The 16,133-nt window shown below is 64.4% G+C and carries 16 protein-coding genes; 10 read left to right on the top strand and 6 right to left on the bottom strand.

Going from position 1 to position 16,133, the window contains the following annotated elements; all coding sequences use genetic code 11:
- Nucleotides 1-8: 8 nt before the first annotated feature.
- Nucleotides 9-809 carry a phytanoyl-CoA dioxygenase family protein gene (locus tag CIT40_RS31115; protein WP_094893092.1) on the bottom strand — a complete coding sequence of 267 codons (801 nt, stop codon included), beginning with the start codon at nt 807-809 and terminating at the stop codon, nt 9-11.
- Nucleotides 810-1,037: 228 nt separating this feature from the next.
- A complete protein-coding gene (locus CIT40_RS31110) occupies nt 1,038-1,403 on the bottom strand; it encodes a BA14K family protein (RefSeq protein WP_094893189.1) in 366 nt (121 codons plus the stop codon).
- 284 nt (nt 1,404-1,687) lie between these two features.
- Here CIT40_RS31110 and CIT40_RS31105 point away from each other — a divergent pair, with 284 nt between their 5' ends.
- Both CIT40_RS31105 and CIT40_RS31100 read left to right on the top strand, forming a co-directional pair.
- Nucleotides 1,688-2,353: a class I SAM-dependent methyltransferase gene (locus CIT40_RS31105; protein ID WP_094893091.1), complete on the top strand. Its 666-nt coding sequence runs from the start codon at nt 1,688-1,690 to the stop codon at nt 2,351-2,353.
- 12 nt (nt 2,354-2,365) lie between these two features.
- Nucleotides 2,366-3,409, top strand: a complete 1,044-nt coding sequence (locus tag CIT40_RS31100) for a zinc-binding dehydrogenase (protein WP_094893090.1) — start codon at nt 2,366-2,368, stop codon at nt 3,407-3,409.
- On the opposite strand, the gene CIT40_RS31095 is transcribed toward CIT40_RS31100, so the two are convergent.
- The gene (locus CIT40_RS31095; protein ID WP_162307759.1) at nt 3,406-4,623 is read right to left on the bottom strand and encodes an MFS transporter; all 1,218 of its coding nucleotides are present in this window, start codon (nt 4,621-4,623) and stop codon (nt 3,406-3,408) included. The genes CIT40_RS31100 and CIT40_RS31095 overlap by 4 nt on opposite strands.
- 150 nt (nt 4,624-4,773) lie before the next feature.
- Here CIT40_RS31095 and CIT40_RS31090 point away from each other — a divergent pair, with 150 nt between their 5' ends.
- The 6 genes from CIT40_RS31090 to CIT40_RS31065 all read left to right on the top strand — a co-directional run bounded on the left by CIT40_RS31090 (nt 4,774) and on the right by CIT40_RS31065 (nt 11,309).
- Nucleotides 4,774-5,430: a LysR family transcriptional regulator gene (locus CIT40_RS31090; protein WP_094893088.1), complete on the top strand. Its 657-nt coding sequence runs from the start codon at nt 4,774-4,776 to the stop codon at nt 5,428-5,430.
- A 127-nt stretch (nt 5,431-5,557) separates the two neighbouring features.
- Nucleotides 5,558-7,741 carry a GumC family protein gene (locus CIT40_RS31085; RefSeq protein WP_094893087.1) on the top strand — a complete coding sequence of 728 codons (2,184 nt, stop codon included), beginning with the start codon at nt 5,558-5,560 and terminating at the stop codon, nt 7,739-7,741.
- Nucleotides 7,742-7,743: 2 nt separating this feature from the next.
- Nucleotides 7,744-8,886, top strand: coding sequence for a glycoside hydrolase family 5 protein (locus CIT40_RS31080; RefSeq protein WP_094893086.1), 1,143 nt, complete (start codon nt 7,744-7,746; stop codon nt 8,884-8,886).
- A gap of 98 nt (nt 8,887-8,984) precedes the next feature.
- On the top strand, nt 8,985-10,529 hold the full coding sequence (locus CIT40_RS31075) for a hypothetical protein (protein ID WP_244611878.1): 1,545 nt from the start codon (nt 8,985-8,987) through the stop codon (nt 10,527-10,529).
- A gap of 95 nt (nt 10,530-10,624) precedes the next feature.
- On the top strand, nt 10,625-10,843 hold the full coding sequence (locus CIT40_RS31070) for a hypothetical protein (protein WP_094893085.1): 219 nt from the start codon (nt 10,625-10,627) through the stop codon (nt 10,841-10,843).
- Between the two features lie 10 nt (nt 10,844-10,853).
- Nucleotides 10,854-11,309: a hypothetical protein gene (locus CIT40_RS31065; RefSeq protein ID WP_094893084.1), complete on the top strand. Its 456-nt coding sequence runs from the start codon at nt 10,854-10,856 to the stop codon at nt 11,307-11,309.
- 43 nt (nt 11,310-11,352) lie between these two features.
- On the opposite strand, the gene CIT40_RS31060 is transcribed toward CIT40_RS31065, so the two are convergent.
- Both CIT40_RS31060 and CIT40_RS31055 read right to left on the bottom strand, forming a co-directional pair.
- On the bottom strand, nt 11,353-12,375 hold the full coding sequence (locus CIT40_RS31060) for an LLM class flavin-dependent oxidoreductase (protein ID WP_094893187.1): 1,023 nt from the start codon (nt 12,373-12,375) through the stop codon (nt 11,353-11,355).
- Nucleotides 12,376-12,405: 30 nt separating this feature from the next.
- Nucleotides 12,406-13,335 carry a LysR family transcriptional regulator gene (locus tag CIT40_RS31055; protein WP_094893083.1) on the bottom strand — a complete coding sequence of 310 codons (930 nt, stop codon included), beginning with the start codon at nt 13,333-13,335 and terminating at the stop codon, nt 12,406-12,408.
- Between the two features lie 106 nt (nt 13,336-13,441).
- Here CIT40_RS31055 and styA point away from each other — a divergent pair, with 106 nt between their 5' ends.
- Complete coding sequence (gene styA, locus CIT40_RS31050; RefSeq protein ID WP_094893082.1) at nt 13,442-14,692, top strand: styrene monooxygenase subunit StyA; 1,251 nt, start codon at nt 13,442-13,444, stop codon at nt 14,690-14,692.
- Between the two features lie 24 nt (nt 14,693-14,716).
- On the top strand, nt 14,717-15,202 hold the full coding sequence (styB, locus tag CIT40_RS31045) for a styrene monooxygenase NADH-dependent flavin reductase subunit StyB (protein ID WP_094893186.1): 486 nt from the start codon (nt 14,717-14,719) through the stop codon (nt 15,200-15,202).
- A 410-nt stretch (nt 15,203-15,612) separates the two neighbouring features.
- Here the strand turns inward: styB and CIT40_RS31040 are convergent, their stop codons facing one another.
- Nucleotides 15,613-16,125 carry a hypothetical protein gene (locus CIT40_RS31040; RefSeq protein WP_094893081.1) on the bottom strand — a complete coding sequence of 171 codons (513 nt, stop codon included), beginning with the start codon at nt 16,123-16,125 and terminating at the stop codon, nt 15,613-15,615.
- Nucleotides 16,126-16,133 lie beyond the last annotated feature (8 nt).

Raw genomic sequence — 16,133 nt, 5'->3', positions numbered from 1 at the left:
TCGTCCGACTAGAATCTCAGTCCGCAAGCCTGCCGGATGGCAATCTGAACCGGCGAAGGGGGCAGCGCCGGATCAAACTCGCCCTTCGGCAGCAGCGGAGGCTGTGCCATGAAGCGCGGCTGTGTCCCTCGGTGGGATTGCGCGGTATGAACGAGAAACGGATGGCACAGATAAGCGCTGCCCGCCGCACCGGTCGCCAGTGTCATCTCGCAATTCATTGTCGAGGCGTAGCCCTCGGCCGAGAGCTGCCGGAGCGTCGCACCGGCATCGCCATAGGGCAGCAGCTCCCGCGCTATCGTGGCATGCGAGCCTTTTCGGATCCGCGTGGGCGCATCGTCGGCACCGACATCCGAGAACAGGAAGAGCATCAGCAGCGCGCGACCGCTGCTCTTCACATTGACGCGCCACTCCATGAAATCCGGATTGGCGATGCCAAAGCTCATGTCCACATGCCAGCCATCATCACCGGAGGTTTCCGTTGACGGGAAGCGGATCGGAAAGGTTCCGAGGCATGTCGGCGCAAGCCAGCGCCCTTCGCCGACGAGTTGATCGTAGGCCTTGTTCAGGGGTGGCGCGTTCGCGGCTTCAATGAAAGGGGGGGAAGCCTTCGACCCTACCCTGACAACGGGTTGAGTCCAGTGTTCGGGGTGGTCTGGCGACAGACCAATATCCGCCCACAGCTCGTCCCTGCATCGCTTCGCAAGCTGGGTGCTGAAGGCATTCTCGATTTTGACGAAACCGTCGTCGATGAAGTTCTGGACCTGACGGGGCGTCAGGCCGACCTGTTCGGTGTCTTGGGCATTGCACATTCTCCGTTCGGCTGCCGCATCGAGCGCAGCCGGTTTGATCTGATTGGCGCGGATGCGCCGGAAACGACGTCAGCCGTTCAGATCAGCGGGGAGAATGTGGACGCGAACATCATGATGGGAACTGTATATCGCAGCGAAGCCCGGAATCAAGACACGCTTGCTGCTTTCCGCAGGTCGAGTGTCGGCAGCCCCTCACGGTGTGAGAGGCTGCCGCATGCTCACTGCGCGTCAGGGGCAGGAGTGACGCAGACCGTCATTGCCGAGATAGGTCCCTGAGCCTGGATCGTAGGACCGATAGCGTTGCGCGCAATAGGAGGCAGCGTTGGATTGAGCCTGGCTGTTGGCGATTGCGCCGCCGATGATCGCGCCGGCGGCGAGGCCGCCCAGAACGGCTGCGCCGCCACCGTAACCGCGACGATGCCCGTAATAGCCGTGCCGATGTCCTCCGTGCCAATGCCGGTACTGAACCTGCTGCAGGCCTTGGTCCGGGCCGGGATTTGCGATCGGCAGCGGCGCCGCAAGCACCGGTGATGCCGCCGTCGAGAACATCGCTCCGGCGGTCGCAAGGGCGACGAAAGTTCTGCGCATTGTCATATCGGGCTCCATGCTGTTGGGGATGCAGGAGCAACGGTTGCTCACCCGCTCCGTTCCCTTCGATGCCCGGCAAGCGTCACAGCGTCGCAGAAAATGAAATGTTCGTAAGGTGCCGACCGGCTGGCTTCGCCGGCGCCTTGCCCGGGACGGTCGTCGGGGTTCCCCATCATTGATCTGAAACAATGATGATCCCGACCACCAATGCTAGAAGGATTCGCAAGTCGCGACTCACGGCTCCCGGCCGGTCGCGACAATCGCAACGCGCGGTGGAATGCGAGGGCTGAATGGGACGACTGCTGAATATCGTGACGCCGCTGCATACGGCGACTAAGCGCGACTACATGGGGCGCATGAACGACGACAAGATCGGTTGCTCGCTGAAGGCGCGGGAATACGAGGCCGATTATTGGGATGGCGACCGTCGCTTCGGCTATGGCGGCTACCGCTTCATCGAGGGCCGCTGGGCGCCGGTCGCCAAGGCGCTGATCGAGACCTATGGCCTGAAGGACGGCTCCAGCGTGCTCGACGTCGGCTGCGGCAAGGGCTTCCTGCTGTACGAGATGCAGAAGATCCTGCCGGGCCTGAAGGTCACAGGCTTCGATATCTCCAAGCACGGCCTTGCCAACGCGCACGAGCAGGTGAAGCCGTATCTGTTCAGCTATCGCGCCCAGGATATCTATCCCTACGGCGATCAAAGCTTCGATCTCGTGATCTCGCTCGGCACGCTGCACAATCTCCGTCTCTACGAGCTCAATGCCGCGCTGAACGAGATCGAGCGCGTCGGCAAGAACAAATACGTCATGGTCGAGGGCTATCGGACCGTCGCCGAGTTGCACAACCTCGAATGCTGGGCGCTGACTGCGGAGTCCATCCTGCACACGTCGGAATGGATCTGGCTTTACGGCAAGCTCGGCTACACCGGCGATTACGAATTCATCTATTTCGAGTGATCGGCGCGCCTCATGGACATCAAGACTGCCAAGGCGGCCATTCTCGTCGAATCCGGCAAGCCGCTGATCGTCGACGAGTTTGATTTGCCCGACAGGCTCGAGCATGGCCAGGTGCTCGCGCACGTGCACACTTCCAGCATCTGCGGCGCGCAGATCAACGAGATCGACGCGGTCAAGGGCGTCGACAAGTTCCTGCCGCATCTGTTGGGGCACGAAGCGCTGGCAACGATCGTCGAAACCGGGCCCGGCGTCGTCTCCTGCAAGCAGGGCGACACCGTCGTCATGCATTGGCGGCCGGGCAAGGGCATCCAGTCCAACACGCCGGTCTATAACTGGCGCGGCAAACGCCTCAATGCCGGTTGGGTCACGACCTTCAACGAATATGCCGTGGTGTCGGAGAACCGCGTCACGCCCGTTCCCGCCACGATCGACCGCACCAGCGCGCCGCTGCTCGGCTGCGCGGTGACGACCGCGCTCGGCGTCGTCAACAACGACGCGCAGATCGCCATCGGCGAAGCCGTCGTCGTGTTCGGCGTCGGCGGCGTCGGGTTGAACATCGTGCAGTTTGCCGCGATGGTCGGCGCCTATCCCGTCATCGCGATCGACCGCCTCGACAACAAGCTGGCGATGGCGAAGGACTTTGGCGCCACCCACACCATCAACTCTGAAGCGGTCAAGGATGTCGCTGCCGCGATTCGGTCCATCACGGGAGCCGACGGACCCGACAAGGTCGTCGAGACCACCGGCGTCAAGAATCTGATCGAGCTCGCCTACGAGATCACGGCGAAGAAGGGCCGCTGCATCCTCGTCGGCGTTCCCCGCGAGAAGGCCGAGATCTACACGCTGCCGCTCCACTTCGAGAAGGTTCTGAAAGGCTCCGAAGGCGGCCAGTGCCAGCCGGCGCGCGACATTCCACGCCTCGTTCGGCTGAGCGACGCCGGCAAGGTGAGCTACCGCGGAATCGTGACTCACGAGTTCGCGCTCGACGACGTCAACGACGCGCTCGACCTGATGCGCAGCGGCACCTCGGGGCGGATCCTGCTGAACATCAGTTAGGGCGGAGCGAGGGCGCCGACGGCACATTGGCGCCGGCGCTGCAGCAGCCAGGCTGTGATCGCCATGTTCACAAGATTCCAGGCGATGCCGTTGAGCAGCGCCGATGCGTAGGAGCCGGTCCGGTCGTAGATCGCGCCGGCCATCCAGCCACCCAGCGCCATGCCGGCAAGCGTGACCGAGATGGCGAGGCTGACCCGAAAGCCGGCCTCCCGCGCCGGGAACAGCTCGCGGATGATCACGGCATAACTCGGCACGATGCCGCCCTGCGCCAGCCCGAAGATGGCGGACACGACGTAGAGTGAGACCAGCCCGTTGAACGGCAGGTAGAGCGCAAGTGCCATGGCCTGCATCCCCGAGCCCAGCAGCAAGGTCGGCAGGCCGCCGATGCGGTTCAACACCCAGCCGAAGATCAGACGGCTCGCCACCCCAAAGCCGAGCATAACCGCCAGCATCTCGGCGCCGCGCGCGGAGCCGTAGCCGAGATCGCCGCAATAGGCGACCAGATGGACCTGCGGCATCGCCATGGCGACGCAGCAGCACATGCCGGCCAAAGCGAGCAGTCCCTGGGTGCTGGCCGGTGACAGGCCGATGGTCTGCATCGTGCCGCCGCCATGCGCGGCCTCGCGCGCAGCAATGTGCAATGGCGGCCGCCGCCGCAGAACCAGGCAGAGCGGCAGCATCGTCACCAGGCAGAACAGGCCGATGCCGATATGGGTCTGTCGCCAGCCATGTGCGGCGATGGCATGCTGGACGATGGGTGGCCAGATCACGCCGGCAAGCGAACCGCCGGCCGTCGCCAGGGAAATGGCAAGGCCTCGGTGTCTGTCGAACCACAGCGAGGCGTCGGCCACCAGGGGCGCGAAGCTCGCCGCGCCTCCGAGCCCGATCGTCACGCCGCAGATCATCGCGAACACCGACAGGCTGGGGGCAAAGGCGGTGAGGACATAGCCGAGGCTCATCAGCATCGTGCCGCCGGCTAGCGGCGGCAGGATGCCGAAGCGATCCGCGAGGCGCCCGACAATGATGCCGCCGATCATGAAGCCGATGATGGCGAGCGTGTAGGGCAGGGTCGCCTCGGCGCGCGGCGCGTTGAAATCGGCCTGCACCGCCGGCAGCGCCACGATCAGCGACCACATGCCGACGCAGCCCAAGGCGCTGAGTGCGATGGAGGCGGTGAGGCGAATCCAGGAATAGGAATTTTCGATCGACGGCATGGCAGGCACTGCGGCGGGTTTCCCGGGGCTTATGGAGATCGGCCCTGGGGTATCGCTCGCCGTCACCGGCGACAAAGCAGGATTTCTCTTTTGTCGGGCGAGGAAAACTCATGCATCCTCCCGGTCTCCCCGCATCGCCCGGAGCCGGCCATGACGTATCTGCTGCCACCACTCAATGCCCTGCGCGCCTTCGAGGCCGCTGCCCGTCATCTCAGCTTCAAGCAGGCAGCCCACGAACTGCACGTCACGGCCGGTGCGATCAGCCAGCAGGTCCGCCTGCTGGAAGAGCGGCTCGGCGTGCAGCTGTTCGAGCGGCGCACGCGGCAGATCATCCTGACCTCTGCCGGCGAAACCTATCTGGCGCAGGTCCGAAAGGCGTTTCGTCGCCTTGCCGAGGCCACCGCCGAACTCAAGCCCGAGGGCGTCACAAGCCTGCTGCATATCGGGCTCCACGCGAGCTTTGCGGTCGATGGATTGCGGGCGCGACTGGCGAAGATCCGCGGCGCCCATCCCCAACTCGCCATTCGCATCAGCCAGCCGGCGGGGCTGCACGAACTGCGCGAAGGCAAGGTCGACGTCGTGATCGCCGACAGGGTGCAGCGCTGTCCCGGCTACAGATGCGAGCCCCTGGCGAGCGGCTTCCTGATCGGTCCGCTCGGCACCGCCGATTGCCCGGAGATCGAAACCTTGCGGTCCTGCCTGCTTGATCATGTCGAGCGTGAGCACCCGACCACGCCGAACCCGCCGCTGGCCGCCGGGGCGGCAGGCCCGGCACGCAGACCGTCCAAGCCGTTCCTTTCCGCGTGAACGGGCCTGTCCTTCGGGCTTTGCCATGACGGCTTCGCACGCCGGCCGTAACCGGCGGTTAACCATGGATATTTACGGTGTCTCAAGCCTCTGAATTGTGTCCGTCAGTTGATTTCGAGTCGAGCCAATGGCGTTCGGTAGCCGCGCATCTCCGCGAAGCATCGCCCCGACGGAGCCAGCGGCTTCGTGGGAAGCGCCGCGGGCTGCGCGGACCAAGCCCGACGGCGCCGCGCCGGCGCTGATCAAGGGATCGTTGACCGTCTCCGGAGCACTCGCTTTCCTGCGCGAGAACGGCCGGCGGATTCTGACGCTGGCGCTGGCGTTGTTCGCCCTCGGCATCATCGCCCTGATGGTTCTGCCGGTCCGCTACGCCGCAACGGCCCTGGTCGTGCTCGATCCCCGGGAGCTGCGGGTCACCACGGAGCAGGACGTCTTGCCGGGCATCGGCCAGGACGCGGCGGCGCTTCAGAGCCAGATCGAGATCGCCAAATCGGACGGCTTTCTCCGCCCCCTGATCGAGCAGCTCAAGATCGCCGATGACGATGACATCGCCGGCGGTCATACCGACATGACGCGCCTGCTCGAGAAGTTCCGCAGCCGCCTCGAGATCACGCGGCGCGGGCTGACTTACGTCATCGCGATTTCGTTCATCTCGAATCGCCCTGAGCGGGCCGCCTACTACGCCAACGCCATCGCCGCAGCGTTCGTCGCCAGCCAGGGCCGTGTCCGTACCGAGGCCACCGACGAGGCCGCCGACTGGCTCAAGGATCGGCTGAAGGCGTTGAACGAGCGGCTGCGCGCATCGGAAGACGCCGTCGCCGCCTTCAGGCTCGAGCACAAGATCCTCAACGCCGGCAAGGATTCCACCACGCAGCAATTGCGCGTGACCGACATCAATCAGCAGGTCTCCGCCGCACGCCTGCGCACCGAGGAAGCCAAGGCGCGCTACGAGCAGGTGCAACGCGATCTCAAGGCCAATGTCGAAGGCCCGGTGAAGCAGGACCTTTTGAGCATGCTGCGCGCGCAGCGCTCGACCCTGAACGACCAGATCGCGCAGAAGAAGGCGGTGTACGGCGACCGCCATCCCGATCTCGCGATCTCCTACAGCCAGCTGGCCGATATCAACCGGCAGATCGAGGTCGAGCGGAAGAAGAACATCGACACCGCCAAGTCCGAATATGAAGCCCAGCTGGAGCAGCAGAAGGCGCTGGAAAAGCAGCTGAAAGAGGTCGAGACCAAGATGCTGGTCGACGGTCAGGCGCTGGTGAAGCTGCAGGAGCTGCAGCGCGACGCCGATGCCAACAAGAACATCTACGAGCAGTTCCTGTCGCGGTTCAAGACGACCAACGAGCAGCGTCAGCTGCAGAACTCCCAGACCAAGATCGCCTCGCCCGCCATTCCGCCGCTGCGCTCGACCCGTCCGCCGCTCGCTCTGCTGCTTGCGGCGCTGGTGATCGGCTCGCTGCTGACATCGACCGCTGCGGTCGCGGTGATGGCGAGCATGTCCGGCGAGCCTGCGCCTGCCGAGGCGGTTGTGCACGCGGCTGAGGACCGGCAGGTCCAGGCGCGAGTCCAGCAGCAGGTCCAGCCTCAAGTCCAGCCTCAAGTCCAACCTGCGGTCGCCGCGGCTGCCCGGCCCGAAGCGATGCCGCGGCTTCCTGTCTGGGCCCGTATTCCCGATCTGGCGTCCACGACCCCGTCCGCGACCGGCACCGTCTGGCAACGCCCGATCGCCACCCCGGCCGAGCTCGATCTCGGTCCTTATCTGCGGCCGCTGCTCGAGCGGATCGATCGCGTGCCCGTGCGCGGTTGCAAGGTCGCTCTCGTGCTGTCGGTCGGCAAGAGCGCCGGCGGCAACACCGTTGCGCGCTCGCTGAATCGTGCCGCCGTGAACAGGGGCATGATGAGCGTATTGATCCGGCTGCAGGGGGAGTTCGCAGGTCACGAGCCTCCCGTGACCGAATGGAACGACGGCTCGACCACGGCGGGACTTCAGTCGATCGACGAGCTCCTCAGCGCCGGCCGAAAGGCCGATGCGAGGCCCGAGGATGATATTCGTTCGGAGTTCGACCTGATCATCGTCCATGCTGGCAATCTCGCCTTGCAGCCCGACGCCATCGCTCTGGCTGCGCATGCGGATCTGATCGTGCTGGTGGTGCGCGCCGGCGAGCATGGTTCGGCGGCGATGCGCCGGGTGACCGCGGCGCTATCGCGGTATGAGGCCGTGCCGACGGGGCTCGTGGTCAATCATGCGCCGGCGGGTTCGCAGGCGCCGCATCCCGAGGGCGGCGCATTGGGCCTCGCGGTTTGACGATGACAGCATCGCTGCGTCGTCTGCTGGTTGCTGCGACGCTCCTGTCGATCTCGCTCGCTCCGCCGGCCTTCGCCGACGCTTGCGTACCCGTTCCGCAGACGGTCGCGCCCGCCAGGCTTGCCGCACTGTCCCGCGGCTTCAATGCGGACGGCTGGATCAACGGCGAGGTGCCGAGCCGCGAATTGCTGCAGCAGCTGCGCCGCGCTGGAATGAGTCACGTCCGGCTGCCGGTGCCGGCCGAGCGCGTGATGCCGCGTTTCGCCTCGAAGGTCGAGCGCGACGAGACGCTGGCCGTGCTCGACAAGGCGCTGAAGCAGCTCACCGCGCTCGGCTACGCCATCTCCGTCGATCTTCATCCCGGCGAGCGCTTCAACCGCCTGCACAAGGAGGATCCGGACGCGGCGCTGCGTGAGATGCAGGAGGCCTGGAGCGGCCTCGCAGCAATCATGCGCGCCTATCCCGCAGATCGCATCTTCGCCGAGCTGCTCAACGAGCCCGATGTCGACGCCGACACATGGCAAAAGCAGGTCGAGACGCTCGCCGGCTTCGTGCGCAAATTGCTGCCTGCCACGGCTCTCATCGTCGGTCCGGTCAACTGGCAGCGGGCGGACTCGCTGCCGCGGTTTCGTCCGCTGGATGACCCCGACGTCGTCTATGCCATCCACTTCTACGATCCCATGGTGTTCACCCATCAGGCCCATTGGGACGCGCAAGATCCGCTGCACGACATCATGGACCTGCCTTATCCGATCGACGCCGGCGATCCCAAGGTTCGGGCGATCCGTCAGGATTTGCAAGCGAGGGGCGCGACCAAGGCGCTCGGGATGCTCGACACTGCAATTGCCGCCGCCAGGGACAGGCCGGGCGCCGATCGCTGGCTCGCGCCCGCGCTGCAATGGCAGGAGCAGTTCAAGCGCCCGATCATCGTCAACGAATTCGGCGTGCTGAAAGCCGGCGCACCGAGACAAAGCCGGTTGCGGTGGCTGGCTGAGGTCACCGCCTACGCCCGCGACCATTGCTGGGGCTGGACGCATTGGGAGCTGGCGCAGGGTTTTGGCCTCGTCGACCGCAGCACCGGCAGACCAGATCCCGACGTGATGCGGGCGCTGCTCGGCGGCGCGACCCGGTCCGGCCGGCGCTGACGTCGCGCCGGTTCGCGATCGTTAACGCATCCTTACACAGCGGCCCGCTATCGTGATCGCCGCGCGATGCCAAAGGACGATCGATGAGCGCCGGGGACTTGACCCAGGATCAGTGTGTGCAGGCGGGGACATCTTCGCCGGCCTGGCGCGAGCTGGCCACGACGTTCTGCATCGCCGTGGCAACGATCGGCTTTGCGCCTGTCCTGCATCTGGCCCATCCGGCTCTCGGCATCGTCGTCGAGGTCCTCGTCGGCATCGCCATCGTGCTGGCGGTGCCGACCTACGCACCGGCCATCGCGATCTTCGTGCTGTTCTTCCAGAACCTGTTCGTCTCGATCCTGTCGCCGCTGGTGCCGCTGCCGTCCGATCTCGACTTCATCAAGGGCTACAATTTCCTCGTTTGCTCGGTGATGTGGCTGGCGACGTTCGGCCTCTACGTGGTGGGCCAGCGAAAACAATCGGCTGAGGTGAACCGGATCATGCGCTGGGGTGTCGTCACCCTCGCCGTGGTGTCGCTGTATTTCGCGATCGGCTTCGTCCAGGACGGACAGCCGGCGGCGGTCTATCTGCGCAATATCGTGCTGCCGCTGTTCCTGTTCCAGCTCTCGCTTCTGACTGCCGCAACCTACGAGGTGCGCATCACGCCGTTCCTGGTGACGCTCGCGGTCATCATTCTGCTGTGCGGCTATGTCGAACTCGTCTTCCGCGATTTCTGGCTGGCCATCACCAACAGTTATACCTTCTGGGGATTCGACGAGCTAAAGGCCACCCATTCGGGCACGTGGGAAGCGCAGATGCGCAAGACCGGCAACGTGCCTGTCGACCTCAAGGACCGCTTCAGCTTCGACTTCCTGAACACGCCGCTGCTCGAAGGATTCGGCCTGTCGAAGATGCTGCGCATCAACGGCCCGAACATGCACCCGATCAGCTTCGCCTACGGGCTCGGCTTTCTCACCTTGTTCCTGTTTTCGGTCGGGCGGCCGCTGCTGGCTCTCGCGGCGTTGCCGCTGCTGGTCTTCTGCAGTGTGAAGGGCGCGCTCATCACGGTCATCTTCGTGGTCGCAGCCTGGATCGGGACACGCCTGATCGGCGCCGTGGTGACGTTGTTGCTCGGCTTCCTCGGCATGATCGCCTTTGCGATTCTGGCGATCCGCCTCGGACTGCAGATCGGCGATTATCACGTGATCGGGCTGATGGGTGGTCTGGACGGATTCGTGCAGAACCCCTTCGGCCGCGGTCTCGGCATCGGCGGCAATCTGGCGGATAGCTATTTCTCCATCGACTGGAGCGCCGCGCAGGCCGCGGGGACGATCGACGGCGCGGTCGAGAGCGCGATCGGCGTTCTCCTGTATCAGATGGGCGTCGGCGCCTTCGTCCCGCTGGCCTTCTATTTCGCGATGGCCCTCAAGGCCTGGCGCCTCTACGCGTCGTCAGGCTATCTGACGCAGGGTCTCGCCGGCTTCGGCGTCATGGTCGTGCTGCTCAACGGATTGTTCCAGGAAGAGGCCTTGTTCGCGCCGCTCGCGTTGGGGCTCATGCTCTCGCTCACCGGCCTCGTCATCGGCAATCACGTGAGAATGCAGGCCGTTGCGAGCGAGGAGACGGATTTCGAGCAGCTCACGCACTACCCCTCCGCAGCCTAACCGCGCCCGTCGCGCCGATCCGTCCCACCGTCGCGGGAACCCCCGGTTTTGCCGGGCGTTGATGCTGCAGGGCGCACGGCAGCCGGGTTTTCGTGATGAAGAATTTTTCCAACGCGGCATTCTCCCCCGAGGTCATTGAGATCATGACGGGCGCTCTGAAAGTTGCGGTTGCGAGCCTGCCGGAGCCCGTGCATGCCTCGCACGTCAATGTGCTCGCCGAATCCATCCTGCGCACCGCCGGTGAGGGTGAGCGGAACATCGTCGACATGAAGCGGATCGCCCTTCTGGAGCTTCAACTGATGCCGCGCGAGTGATGAGGCGGACATGAGGACCTTCGCTGCCATTGTCACGATGCTGGCCACGTCGGTTGCCGCTCAGGCAGAAAGCTGGACGACCTACCGCATCCCCGAGGCCGGAACATCGGTGGACATTCCCGCCTCGCTCTTTACCGAGACGGCCGGCAAGCCCGACGGGTACGGTCAGCAGTTCCGCACCGCCGACGGACGGGCCGATCTCACCGTACAGGCCGTTTCCAACGGCGAAGGTCTCTCGCCGGCCGCGTTCCTGGCCAGGAAGGGGCCGCCGTCCGGCATCATCTACAAGCGTGTGACCCCGAAGTTCTTCGTCGTCTCCAGCATCAAGCGCGACAAGATATGGTACGACCGCTGCAATTTCTCGCGCAGCTATGTGCACTGCGTGTTGATCAATTACCCGGCGGCCGAAAAGCGGCAATGGGACCGCGTCGTGACGCGCATCAGCCACAGCCTGGGCGGCGGCTGAATCGAATCGGGAAGGTGGAGCTGCGCGAAACGGCCGCTTTATCTCACCGCCATCCCAGCGCCGGCGCGACGTGCTTCAGGATCGCCTCGATCGCATGCGCGCAGTAATCGACCCCGAGCTGGTTCGGGATCGTCAGCAACAGCGTGTCGGCTTCCGCAATCGCCTCATCCTGTCGCAACTGCTCGATCAGCGCATCGGGCTCGGCGGCATAGCTCCGGCCGAAGATCGCCCGGGTCTGCGGATCAATGAAGCCGATCTGGTCCTCGCCCCCGCGCTCCCGGCCGAAATAGGCGCGGTCGCGATCGTCGACCAGCGCGAAGATGCTGCGGCTGACGGAGACGCGGGGCTCGCGGCCGTGGCCGGCTTCCTTCCACGCCGCGCGATAGGCGCGGATCTGCGCGGCCTGCTGCACGTGAAAGGCTTCGCCGGTCTCGTCGTTCTTCAGCGTCGAGCTCTGCAAATTCATGCCGAGCTTCGCCGCCCACACCGCGGTGGCGTTCGAGCCGGCGCCCCACCAGATCCGCTCGCGCAGCCCCTGCGCATGCGGCTCGAGGCGCAACAGTCCCGGCGGGTTCGGAAACATCGGCTGCGGATTGGGTTTCGCAAAACCTTCGCCGCGCAGGATGTCGAGAAACACCTCGGCGTGGCGCCGGCCCATGTCGGCATCGCTCTCGCCCTCGGCCGGCTGGTAGCCGAAATAGCGCCAGCCGTCGATCACCTGCTCGGGCGAGCCGCGGCTGATGCCGAGCTGCAGCCGGCCGCCGGCAATGAGATCGGCGCTGCCGGCGTCCTCCGCCATGTAGAGCGGGTTCTCGTAGCGCATGTCGATCACGGCGGTGCCGATCTCGATCTTGCTGGTCCTGGCGCCGACGGCCGCGAGCAGCGGGAACGGCGAGGCCAGCTGTCGCGCGAAATGGTGCACGCGGAAATAGGCGCCGTCCGCGCCCAGCTGCTCGGCCGCGACCGCGAGCTCGATCGATTGCAGCAACGTGTCGGCCGCCGAGCGGGTCTGCGATTGCGGCGAGGGGGTCCAGTGTCCGAAGGATAGAAATCCGATTTTCTTCATGGACGTCATTTAATACCGGGAGGGGCGGCGTCAACCACCGGCACGGAGGCCCGTGCCTTCTGACGAGGCACCCGTAAAACACTCGGCGCGCTCGACCAGCAGGTTCAGAAAGCTTCGCGCCCGTGGCGACATCCAGTGCGTCTCCGGATAGACCGCGTGCAGCGGCAGCGCGGCGATGCTGTAGTCCGCAAGCACATGCTCGAGCTCGCCGCTGCGAAGGCCGTCCGCGGCATTCCATTCGGGCAGGATGGCGATGCCGAGATGATGCATCGTCGCCTCCTGCATCGCATCGGCATCGTCGACATGGATGGGGCCGTTGATCGATGCGACGTGACGGCCGTGTTCGGATTCGAACGCCCATTGGTGCGCCGGCGACATCCTGGAATAGACGATGCATTGATGCGAGGCGAGATCGTCAGGCGTCCGCGGCAGCGGGCGGCCGTGCAGATAGGTGGGTGTCGCAACCAAATGGCGCTGCACGGTGCCGAGCCGGCGGGCGACCAGCGTGCTCGCCTCCAGATGTCCGATCCGCAAGGCCAGTTCGATGCCTTCTTCCACCAGGTTCACGAACCGCTCGCTGAAGCGGATGTCGACCCTCACCTCCGGATAATTCCGCACATATTCTGCGATGATGGGCATCATGTAGCGCCGTCCGAACGACGACGGCACGCCGATCCGGAGCGTGCCCGTGGGACGGGGCGCGGCTTCTTCGATACTCGACCGCGCCATGTCGAAGCTGCCGAGGATCTGGCGCGCGAGCTCGTAGATCCGCTGCGCCTCGGCCGTCGGCTTGAGCGTGCGGGTCGTGCGCAAGAACAGCTGCGTGCCGAACTCGCTCTCCAGCATCGCGATGCGCTTGCTGATCGCGGGCTGGCCGATTCCGAGCTCCTTGGCCGCCGCCGAGAAGCTGCCGCCCTCGAGGGTGCGAACGAAGGCGCGCAGGCAGTCGATCCGGTCCATGATCTTATTCCGATCCGGAATAAATCATATCCCGGTTATTCCGTAGTGTGCAACACGGCCGACCGTTAGGCTTCCTCAAAACAAGCCATCAGGGGAGGAGACGACATTGGCACACAACATCGGAATCGTCGGCGCCGGCATCGCCGGGCTGCATCTCGCGCTTTATCTGCAAAAGCACGGCGTGGACGCCACTGTCATCACCGACCGGCCGCCCGAGGATTACCGCGACATCAGGCTCATCAACACGGTCGCACATCACCATGTGACAATCGCGCGTGAGGACTATCTCGGCGTCAATCACTGGACCGATCCGAAGGACCATTATTATTACCATGATCACGTCTTCAATTTCCCGCAGCCGCTGAGCTTTCGCGGCGACTTCTCGAAGCCGAGCCGCGCCGTCGACTACCGGATCTATCTGCCTGCGTTGATGAACGACTTCGCGAGCCGCGGCGGCAGGATCGAATACCGCCGCATCGAAGAGCGCGACATCCGTCCGCTGGTCGCCCGCTTCGATCTCCTGGTCGTGTCGACCGGCAAGGGGCCGCTGGGCCAGCTCTTCACCTACCGTCCGGAGCATACGCCCTATTCGCAGCCGCAGCGGCGGCTGTGCGTGGGGCTTTACACCGGTGTACGGCAGCCCGATCCCATGAACGTCACGCTGTCGGTCTCGCCGGGGCATGGTGAGATGATCGTGATTCCCACCGTCACCTTCGGCGGCATCGCCAATGCGCTGCTGATGGAGAACGTGCCGGGCGGCGACTTGGAGGAACTGGCGACGCTCAGCTACGACGACAACCCGAAGCACTTCCTGAAGGTGCTGCTGGGCAAGCTGGAGAAGCATCACCCGACGACCTACGACCGCATCGACACCGCGCGCTTCGACCTGGCGCAGCCGCAGGATCTCTTGCAGGGCGGCGTCGTCCCGACGGTGCGGAACACCATGGTCGAATTCGACGGCGGTAAATGCGCGATCGCGCTCGGCGACGTTCATGCGATCGTCGATCCCATGATGGGGCAGGGCGCCAATGTCGCCTCCTATGCGGCCTTTGTGCTCGGCGAGGAGATCGTCAATGCCGAGGCGTGTGATGCGCGTCTGTGCGAGAAGATCGACTTGAAGCGGCAGGACCGCGTGCTGGCGGCCTCGCGCTGGACCAATGTGATGCTGCAGCCGCCGACGGAAGCGTTGGGCATGCTGATCGGCGCGATGAGCCAGAACCCGGCGCTGGCGAACGAGTTCACCGAGAATTTCAACTATCCGGACCGGCAATGGGACCGCATCTCGACGCCCTCGCGCATCCAGGCCTGGATCGAGCGCATGGCGGCGCCGCCAGAGCCGGTCAGGGCGATTGCGTGATTTCAGATGCGAGCGGAAACCGAGATGTCACGCGCCAACCCGGCGGCGTTCCGCGAGGCCGCGTCGCGCTTTGCGACCGGCGTCGCAGTGCTGACCGCGCTGGACGAGCATGGCCGCGCCTGCGGCATGACCGTGAACAGCTTCGTCACCGTCAGCCTGTCGCCGCCGACCGTGCTGGTGTCCGTGATGCCCGGCCGCATGCACCGCGCGATCACGGCCACCGGCCGTTATTGCGTCAATGTCCTGCCTGATCATGGCCGCGACCTCTCGCGGCATTTCGCCAGCCAGCCGAACACAGGCGCCAGCCCGGATTACGACATCGTGGACGGTCTGCCGCGGCTGTCGGGATGCGTCGCGTGGTTCGCCTGCGAGGTCACGCGTCACGTCGATGTCAGCGACCACACGCTGATCATCGCCGAAGTCTCCGCGTGCGACCACGGCGACACCACGCCGCTGGTGTTCTTTTCCAGCAGGTATCATCGAGGGGCGGGGGCGCCGGTGGAGAGGTGAGGGGCGCGCCGTGCTCAGTTCCATTGCCGACAGCACTCCTGCACTCAACAGGCGGTCTAGAATTGAATACTGGGAGAGCCATCATCAGCTCTGCCGCTTGAGGGAAGCTAGACTCCGCCTGGCAAATGGACCGGCGCTGCCTTTGACCGAAGCGTCGTAACAGCAATTTGCTCCCAAATAATCCGAATAAGAGAGGAGCTAAATCACCTGAAATCAGCCGCCGATCCCTTTCACGTCACCCTGCCGGGAAGACCGTGTCATATAGAGTGCGAGCATCGACCCGCAGATGGTTACGTTACCGCCATTCTCACCGTGCGCAGATTAGCCCTCTGCCTCCGTAGGGCGCGGCCTCATGAGAGCGGTGAGGAGGCAATGTGCAGCTCGGCGCAACAAGCCTGAAGGGGCTCTTCTTATGGAGGCGTGGTGCTTCCAATTTGGAATGAAATAGCCCTATTGAAATCTTTGGTGCGTTCCGAATTGAACAGAATCTCAATAAGTCTGACATCTGCGATTCCGTTGATGCAAAGACTGGGAACTGCCGAAGAAGCGATATCAGGTGTGGGGATGTATTCACCTGAAAACAGATCAAGCCTCGTGCTCCCTTTAGCGGGGGTTTTGCGTATGCGAGCTCGGTAAGTGCGAGAGACACTCAAAGTGCCCGTTGAAAGATAATGGTTGAAGGCGAAGCAGTACCCTCCCTGTTGAACGGGCAGATTGATCTGGCCCTCGCCTTGAATGAGCACGAACCGCGGCTGTGACGGGATGTCCCAATCATGAACCACGCCTTCGACGAAAAATAGTGAACCGAAGGGAGTCGCGTGCATGGCTTCGAACGACTCAAAGCGGTTTCCGAGGTCAGCGGTAAAAGCCGCCTGGCCGGATAGCAAAAACATAGCGGTGAGAAAAGCCGTGCGCATAATCATTGAAAGTC

The sequence above is a fragment of the Bradyrhizobium amphicarpaeae genome, assembly GCF_002266435.3.
GTDB lineage: Bacteria > Pseudomonadota > Alphaproteobacteria > Rhizobiales > Xanthobacteraceae > Bradyrhizobium > Bradyrhizobium amphicarpaeae.
Note: the sequence above shows the minus strand (reverse complement) of the source record. Positions and strands in the feature narration are given on the sequence as shown.